Raw genomic sequence first — 8442 nt, forward strand, 5'->3', positions numbered from 1 at the left:
CGCTGACCAGAATCACGCACCAAGTCTCACGTGCGTTCGACTTGAATCCATATTTCTTATAGTTTACCATAACCATTCCTGTGTTTACAGTTAAAATTTTCTTAAATGGTTGTAAGTATGGTTGATTTACATCCAAATGTTCTCTGCATTTCACACATATCGACTCATTGCCTGTCATCTTGCCATTTTCCCCGTTTTCCTGTAAAATGCTATCGAAAAAAACAAAATGAAACTTATGACAAGATTTTAAAGAAATCGCAGCACTCCCACCAGGAATGATTTGTTATTGTTCATCATGTGAAAAAGTGGAAGTCTCAATTTCGACTGAGGTAAACATTAAATTTATGGAAGTAATTCGTACTTATGGAAATATCATAAAAAAATATGCTCCCGACCATCCGCTGGCAGCTTTCCGCATGATCAAAGCCGGACTGGCTCTGGAGCAGTTTCGCAGTAAGCATCTGGCTGACAAAAGAATGCCCGGCGCTTACCAGTATTTAAATACCTATGCGGTTGGAGAAGTTCTGGCTGCTTTAAAGCACCCGGAGACCTCCGTCTGGGCAAATATTTTTGCTCCGGTGGAACTGCTACAGTGCTTTGGCTTGCACAGTCTGTCCATTGAATGTCTGTCCTCTTTTTTATCCGGCTTCACCATCGAAGATTATTTTCTGGATTATGCCGAAAATGAAGGTCTTGCATCCACCCTGTGCTCCTACCATAAAAATTTCATCGGCGCCATCGACAGCTGCATCATCCCGCCGGCAGCTTTTGCAGTAACAACCTCTACCATCTGCGACGGAAATATCAACACTTTCCGACATCTGTCTGAAAAACATCAGGTGCCGTCCTTTTTGATCGATGTCCCGCAGTACAATACACCGGATGCAAAAGCCTATGTCACGGAACAGTTAAAAGAACTGATTGCCATGCTGGAAGATACCTTCCACCAAAAATTTCAGGAAGAAGAACTGGTTCCTATTTTACAACGGGAAAATGCATCCAAAGCCTGTTATGAACGCTGCTTAAAAAATCTGCGGACGCATCATTATCCATCTACGCTGACTATGCAAATGTATATGCTGTTTGCGTCACATATGAATATTGGCACACCGGAAATCCTTCATTTTTATCAGCAGATGGAAGCCGAAACCGCAGCTGCACCGGAATTTCATGGCACCAACATTCTCTGGGTTCACCTACTGCCTTATTATCAGGAAACTTTAAAGGAGTACTTTAATCTCACTGATGATTATCAGATTCAGGCGATTGAAATGAATCTGGATTACCGCGCGCCGTTGGATACCGAACATCCGCTGGAAGCTCTGGCAGACAAAATGATCCACAATGTCTACAACGGTCCTTATGAGAGAAAAGCAGCACTGGTATCGGAACTGGCACAGGATCTGCAGTCTGACGGCGTCATCAATTTCTGTCACTGGGGATGCAAACAGTCCTCCGGCGGCGTCATGCTGTTAAAAGAAGAACTGGATAAAAAAGATATTCCTCTTCTGATCCTGGATGGAGACGGCATGGACCGCAGAAACAGTCACGACGGACAGATCCGCACCCGATTTGAAGCATTTTTAGAAGTATTAAAACAGCGAAAGGAGGAGGCATAATGCTGGCTTATTTTTGTAAATATGTCCCGGAAGAATTGCTGCAGGCGTTCGGCACAGAGCTTGTCTGTCTGGAACCGCATGTAACGAATTTCACCCAGGCAGATGCCCTGATGCACCCAAATATGTGTTCCTTCTCCAAAGCGGTTCTGGAAGAATTTGAAAAGCAGGATTATGAAGGAATGGTCTTTACCTCCTGCTGCGACAGTTCCCGCCGACTGTATGATATTTTATGTCAGCAGTTTCCGGATAAATTTTTCTTCTGTCTGGATCTGCCGCGCAAGATCAATGATTTTGCTGTGACGCTTTATACGAAACAGCTGCAAAAACTCATTGATGCCTATGCGGATTTTTCTGGAAAAACCTTTTCGGAGCAGAAGTTGTTGGAAATTTGCAGAGAATGTGCTGATGAACAAAAACTGATTGAAACTGGCAAAAAACATGATACAAAACAGAAAACGGCAAATGATGCTCAGAATTTCGATGCAACTGCTTATCAGACAACAGCTCCTGTCGATCACACCTCCATCTCATCTGGCTTAGCTGATAACCCAACTGCCGATTCACCGATGAATGGTCTTCATATCGCCCTTGTTGGTGCCCGTCCGGGCAGTGAGATCCGTCAGCTCATCACCGATCATCAGGCAGAGATCACACTGGATCTGACCTGCACCGGCATCCAGCGCAGCTACGACCTGAATTCTGAACAGATTCTGCCTGCCTATGCACATGCTCTGTTAGATCAGCTTCCCTGCATGCGTATGGCTGCCGCATCCAACCGCCAACGTATTCTGGAAGCCTATGAAGATCGCATTGACGGCATTATTTACCACACCGTTAAATTTTGTGATATTTATGCTTACGAATATACCAAACTGCACGAAACATCTAACCTGCCGATTCTGAAAATCGAAACCGATGCTACCGCTCAGTGCGGCGGTCAGATTTTAACCCGACTGGAAGCATTTTTAGAATCCTTACGTGCACAAAAAGGAGAATCTATGTTATTTAAAAATAAACGACAGCAGTCAGAAAACTATTCTACTGAAACACAAGATGCCGTTTCCGATACTGCAAATGCAAAAACAGCTAATACAACGGATGCACCTGTCTATGTCATGGGAATTGACAGCGGTTCCACTTCCACAAACGCTGTTATCTTAAACGGTAATCGTGAAATCGTTGCTTCCGCGGTCATCCGCACCGGAGCTAAAAGCGGCGAAAGTGCACAGCGCATTTTAGAAGAAATTTTACAGAAGGCAAACCTACAGCGCTCTGATCTGACCAAAATCGTGTCCACCGGATACGGACGTGTCAGCATTCCGTTTGCAGATGAAAACGTAACAGAAATCAGCTGTCACGGAAAAGGTGCACATTATCTGAATCCGGAAATCCGCACGATTCTTGATATCGGCGGACAGGACAGCAAAGCGATCCATCTGAATGAAAAAGGGGATGTGACTGATTTTGTCATGAATGATAAATGTGCCGCCGGAACCGGACGTTTTCTGGAAATGATGGCACGGACGTTGGAAGTGGATATTTCAGAACTGGGACCACTGTCTTTGAAATCTACAGAAAATATTGAGATCAGCAGTATGTGTTCCGTGTTTGCAGAATCGGAGGTTATCTCACTGATCGCCCGGAATAAAGAAACTTCTGATATCGCCCACGGCATTCATATGGCCATCGCCGCGAAAGCCATTTCACTAATGCGCCGTGTTGGACTGGAACCAAGGTTTATGATGACTGGTGGTGTTGCAAAAAATCCGGGCGTGGTTAAGGTGCTGGAAGAACAGTTGAAGGCGCCGCTTTTTATCTCTGAGGAACCGGAAATTGTGGGCGCACTGGGTGCGGCATTGTATGGACTGGAAAATATACTTTAGGAATATTTAACTTCTCTTGTGGCTAAATTGTACGTATTGAAAAAGAAAGCAGGCTATTTTGTCCCGGTAGCTAACAATCGCTTACCAGGAAAAAATAGCCTGCTCTCTTTCATTTTCAGAAAGAGTCCTATATGGACTAACCGATTTTTTCTTTATTCCATCATTCGTTTTCGTTTCTGTCATATTCTTCGTTCAATATTTCTGCCAATTTATGTATCGTATTCGACAACGTCTCATAACAAATACCATAAGTCACCAGCTCTGCCCCATACGGATCCAGAATTTCCAGCTCATCACCGGTCAGCTCTGTCAGCACTTCCACATTCTGTGCGCCTTCCATCTCCAGCACTTTCTCTTTTGCTGCCTGGTCAAAGGTCAGAACCAGTGTATGTTCCCCAAAATCAGACGGTTCCAGCTGACTGGACATATAATTTTCCAGTGTAATCCCATTACTGATCATTACAGCTTCTGCTTTCTGATTCAGCGGTTCCGGAAATAATACTACAATGCCCCGCGCCAGTATCTCCACCGGAAAATTCAGATGTTCCCGCTGCAAGATTGCAGCCGCCATCGGTTCCCGGCAGATTGCCCGTTTCCCCGCAAAGATTATCTTCTCGATTTTTTCCAAATTGTCACCTCCAGCTAAACTTCGATCACCTGATGTCCCGCAGCTTTCAGCAGACGATTCATAATCGCGTGACCGATACGCGGAGTGGCAAAACTTTCAGAAAAGATCACATCCACATCCATATCATCAAAATCACGCAAAATAGCATACAAATGCTGTGCAATGCTATCTTCATCCTGTCTGCTGCCGGTGCTTTTGATCACATCACCGACATACTGTGAACGGCTCTCATCTGTACATATGATTCCGACTTTTTCTCCTTTTTGCTGATGCTCTTGTGTCAGCGCATTGATGCGCTCGATCACTGCCCCAGCTTCTCCGGATACGATCGTCAGATTTGCCTTTGGTGCATAATGTCTGTATTTCATGCCCGGAGCTTTCGGATGTACATTTGGATCTGCACTGGCAAATCCCGGATCATCCTTTACTTCTCCGATCACTTCCGACAACATTTCTTTTGTAATATAACCCGGGCGCAGAATCATCGGGATTTCTTCGCTCAGATCAATGATCGTTGACTCAATACCAATGCCAACCGCTCCGCCATCCAGGATCATCGGGATTTTTCCCTTCAGATCTTCGTATACATGCTCTGCCAGCGTCGGACTCGGTCTACCTGAAGTATTCGCGCTCGGCGCAGCGATATAACCGCCGCCTTCCCGGATCAGAGCCAGCGCCGTCGGATGGGACGGCATACGAACGGCTACCGTGTCCAGCCCGCCGGTCGTCTCATACGGAACCGCATCACTTTTCTGAAAAATCATGGTCAGCGGTCCCGGCCAGAATGCATCTGCCAGAGCCTTTGCCTGTGGCGGAATATAAGAAGTAATTTTCTTCAGTGCTTCAAAATCTGCGATATGCACGATCAATGGATTGTCTGACGGACGCCCTTTTGCTGCATAAATTCGTTTCGCCCCTTCCGGCAGTAACGCGTCTGCTCCTAATCCATATACGGTCTCTGTCGGGAATCCAACCAGTCCACCCTGACGGATAATTTCTCCCGCTTCCCGCATAATATCCATATCCGGATGCATTGCATCCACTTTTTTCACCTGTGTGTTCATCATTTCATTATCTGTATTTTTATTCGTATTCATGAAAAACAGTATACCACAAAAGATTTTACTTGTCAGCACCTGTCACCTGCGCGTATACTATAGATACATTTACCTAACTTAAAACAGAAAGAATGAGGGTTTTGAAATGAATATTACAAAAAGTTCTTTTGGAATCACAAATGACGGAGAAGAAGCTTTTCTTTACCGTCTGGAAAACACATCCGGCGCATATGTTACCATAACCAGCTTTGGCTGCCGCGTGGTAAATATCTGTGTTCCGGACAAAACTGGCACTCTGCGTGATGTATGCCTTGGCTATGACACCCTTGCTGAATATGAAAAAGATCAGGCAAGTTTCGGTGCCGTTGTCGGCCGACATGCAAACCGTATTGAAAAAGGTACGTTCACATTAAATGATAAAACATATCATCTGGTAATCAACAATGGACCAAACCACCTGCACGGCGGCACCCGCGGTTTCCACTACTACAACTGGGAATCTGCACAGGTTGGCAACACCGTTCGTTTTACCCGTGTTTCACCGGACGGAGAAGAAGGTTATCCGGGCACACTGACAATGAGCGTGACCTATGCATGGAGTGAGGACAATGAACTTTCCATCTCCTACGAAGCTTCCAGTGATCAGGATACCGTATTCAACACGACAAACCATTCTTATTTTAACTTAAATGGCGAAGCTTCCGGATCTGTTCTGGAGCATATACTGATGATCAATGCTGACCAGTATACCGAAACTGATGAAAACGACCTCACCACCGGTGTAATCTCCGACGTAGCAGGCACACCGTTTGATTTCCGTACTCCGAAACCGATCGGACAGGATATTTTTGCAGATCATCCGCAGTTAAAATATTCCAAAACCTACGATCATAACTTTGTATTAAACGGAAGCGGTCTGAAGGAAGCAGCTACTCTGTATGCAGAAGAATCCGGCATCCGCCTGACCTGCTTTACCGACCAGCCTGGCGTGCAGTTATATGTACCGGCACAGTCTCCGGCAGAACATGGCAAAAACGGCATCTGCTACCCGGCATACGGCAGCGCATGCTTAGAGACACAGCATTTTCCAAATGCAACCAGCCACCCGAATTTCCCATCTGTTATCTTAAAAGCAGGAGAAACTTTTAAATCCAAAACATTATTTCATTTTTCCGTGACAGCCAATAAACGATAGGAGTGATCGATATGTCGATGGAGCATTACAAAGCTGCCGCAAGGGCAGGCAAAAAAGACTTACAGAACCGAACAGCACAGAAACTGCCGACCCAAATGCCCGCTTTAGACACGATTCTGGAACATGTAGACATCAGCGGTGAAGTTCCATTAGGTCTGGTGGATATCCCAACAGAACTGATCATCGGAACCAAAACCTATGGACGTTCTTCCTCCTTTGCCCCGAATTTTATGCCAATCCTCGGCGAAGGTACAGAATTTGCTGCCAAATGGTCCGCACTCTGCGATGCACATTTACAGGAAGGTATCCGTGAACCCATTGTTGCTTATGAATACATGAACCAATATTATGTGCAGGAAGGCAACAAACGTGTCAGCGTTCTGAAATATTTTGGAGCGATCAGTGTTCCCGGCTACGTCACAAGGATCATCCCTGCAAGGGAAGATACGAAAGAGAGCCGTATTTACTACGAATTTCTGGATTTTTATAATGCAACGAACATTAATTACCTGTTTTTCAGTCAGGAAGGTGCCTATCAGCATCTGTCCTACCATCTCGGACACAGCCGCTATGAGCGCTGGAGCATGGACGACCGCATTTTGTTCCGTTCCTGCTACAACCGTTTTGCCGATGCGTTCCGGGAACTGGGCGGTAACAAACTGAATATGACCATTGGAGACGCTCTGCTCATCTATCTGGATCTGTTTGATTACAGCCAGCTTTCCGATGAGACGCCTTCTGAGATCAAGGAAAATCTGAAAAAAATGTGGGCAGAGATCGAACTCCACGATACGAAAGAGAAACCTTCGGTCAAATATGATCCGGAACCGGAACAGAAGAAAAATATCTTTACCAAACTGCTCACCGGTACCGATGAAGAAAATATCACACATATTGCATTTATTAACAGAAAGACACCGGAGACTTCCAGCTGGACTTATGCCCATGAACTTGGTCGTCTGTACCTGAAAGATGCTTTTCATGGCAGTGTACAGACTAAAGCTTATGACAACATTTCCGGAACAGACAATGCTATTGCTGCCATTGAACAGGCAATCGCCGATGGCAATGAAATGATTTTTACCACATCACCGGAATTTTTAAGTGCCAGCCTGCGCGCTGCGGTTGACCACCCGGAAGTAAAGATCCTGAACTGTTCCCTGAACGCTTCTCATAAATATATCCGCACTTACTACGGACGTATGTATGAAGCCAAATTTCTGATCGGCGTTCTGGCAGGCGTTATGACAGACACGGACAAAATCGGCTACATCGCGGACTATCCGATCTACGGCATGACTGCCAATATCAATGCCTTTGCTCTGGGTGTCAAAATGGTAAACCCGAAAGCAAAAGTATATCTGGAATGGTCCACCCTGAAAGAAAATGAGCATGTCGACCTCACAGGAAAACTATATGCGCTGGGAGCTACTTATATCTCCCATCAGGATATGATCATTCCGCGCAAGATCACCCGACAGTTTGGTCTGTTCCGCGTCAACGGAGAAACACCTGTCAATCTGGCATTTCCGGCATGGAACTGGGGAAAATATTACGAACGGATCATTCGAAATGTACAGAACGGGATCTGGAATACCGAAGAAAAATCCGATGCCAAGAAAGCATTGCATTACTGGTGGGGCATGTCCTCCGATGTGATCGATGTGGTCTGGTCCTCTGCGGTTCCGGACGAAACACGGCATCTGCTGGATACCCTGCGAAATGCCATCCGCAATTACGATTTCAACCCGTTTGACGGCATTTTGCATTCTCAGGACGGACTTGTATCAAAAGATGCGAACCACCATTTGACCTCAAAAGAGATCATTTCCATTGACTGGCTCGCGGACAATATTATCGGTCGGATTCCAACTGCAGACGAATTGCGCGAAGATGCGCAGAACGTTGTACGGCAGGAGGGAATCCGTAAGGAGGAACCTGTATTATGAGAATCATGGCAATCTCCGATACAGAATCAACTGCATTGTGGGATCATTACAACAGTAACAAAATCACCGATACCGATCTGATCCTTTCCTGTGGCGATCTGAATCCAAAT

The 8442-nt window shown here is 45.6% G+C and carries 6 protein-coding genes; 4 read left to right on the forward strand and 2 right to left on the reverse strand.

What is annotated here, in order from left to right:
- Positions 1–344: 344 nt before the first annotated feature.
- Entirely contained in the window at positions 345–1619 is a 1275-nt protein-coding gene (locus tag LG34_RS11305) for a 2-hydroxyacyl-CoA dehydratase family protein (RefSeq protein WP_109216146.1), read from the forward strand.
- A complete protein-coding gene (locus tag LG34_RS11310; protein ID WP_109216147.1) occupies positions 1619–3502 on the forward strand; it encodes an acyl-CoA dehydratase activase in 1884 nt (627 codons plus the stop codon). Before LG34_RS11305 ends, LG34_RS11310 begins: the two co-directional genes overlap by 1 nt.
- A gap of 160 nt (positions 3503–3662) precedes the next feature.
- Here LG34_RS11310 and LG34_RS11315 read toward each other — a convergent pair whose 3' ends face one another.
- Both LG34_RS11315 and LG34_RS11320 read right to left on the reverse strand, forming a co-directional pair.
- Positions 3663–4130 carry a phosphotyrosine protein phosphatase gene (locus LG34_RS11315; protein ID WP_109216148.1) on the reverse strand — a complete coding sequence of 156 codons (468 nt, stop codon included), beginning with the start codon at positions 4128–4130 and terminating at the stop codon, positions 3663–3665.
- 14 nt (positions 4131–4144) lie between these two features.
- Positions 4145–5227 carry an L-threonylcarbamoyladenylate synthase gene (locus LG34_RS11320; RefSeq protein ID WP_330427477.1) on the reverse strand — a complete coding sequence of 361 codons (1083 nt, stop codon included), beginning with the start codon at positions 5225–5227 and terminating at the stop codon, positions 4145–4147.
- Between the two features lie 106 nt (positions 5228–5333).
- Here LG34_RS11320 and LG34_RS11325 point away from each other — a divergent pair, with 106 nt between their 5' ends.
- A complete protein-coding gene (locus LG34_RS11325; RefSeq protein WP_109216149.1) occupies positions 5334–6383 on the forward strand; it encodes an aldose epimerase family protein in 1050 nt (349 codons plus the stop codon).
- A gap of 11 nt (positions 6384–6394) precedes the next feature.
- Positions 6395–8332 (forward strand): BMP family ABC transporter substrate-binding protein, encoded by a 1938-nt coding sequence (locus LG34_RS11330; RefSeq protein ID WP_109216150.1) that lies wholly within the window; start codon positions 6395–6397, stop codon positions 8330–8332.
- The last annotated feature ends 110 nt before the right edge of the window (positions 8333–8442 follow it).

The organism is Eubacterium ramulus, assembly GCF_003122485.1.
Lineage (GTDB): Bacteria > Bacillota > Clostridia > Lachnospirales > Lachnospiraceae > Eubacterium_I > Eubacterium_I ramulus_A.

Bases quoted from the DNA above. Each gene is read 5' to 3' on its own strand.
- LG34_RS11305 (WP_109216146.1), top strand. From the start codon at position 345: ATGGAAGTAATTCGTACTTATGGAAATATCATAAAAAAATATGCTCCC.
- LG34_RS11310 (WP_109216147.1), top strand. From the start codon at position 1,619: ATGCTGGCTTATTTTTGTAAATATGTCCCGGAAGAATTGCTGCAGGCG.
- LG34_RS11320 (WP_330427477.1), bottom strand. From the start codon at position 5,227: ATGAATACGAATAAAAATACAGATAATGAAATGATGAACACACAGGTG.
- LG34_RS11325 (WP_109216149.1), top strand. From the start codon at position 5,334: ATGAATATTACAAAAAGTTCTTTTGGAATCACAAATGACGGAGAAGAA.
- LG34_RS11330 (WP_109216150.1), top strand. From the start codon at position 6,395: ATGTCGATGGAGCATTACAAAGCTGCCGCAAGGGCAGGCAAAAAAGAC.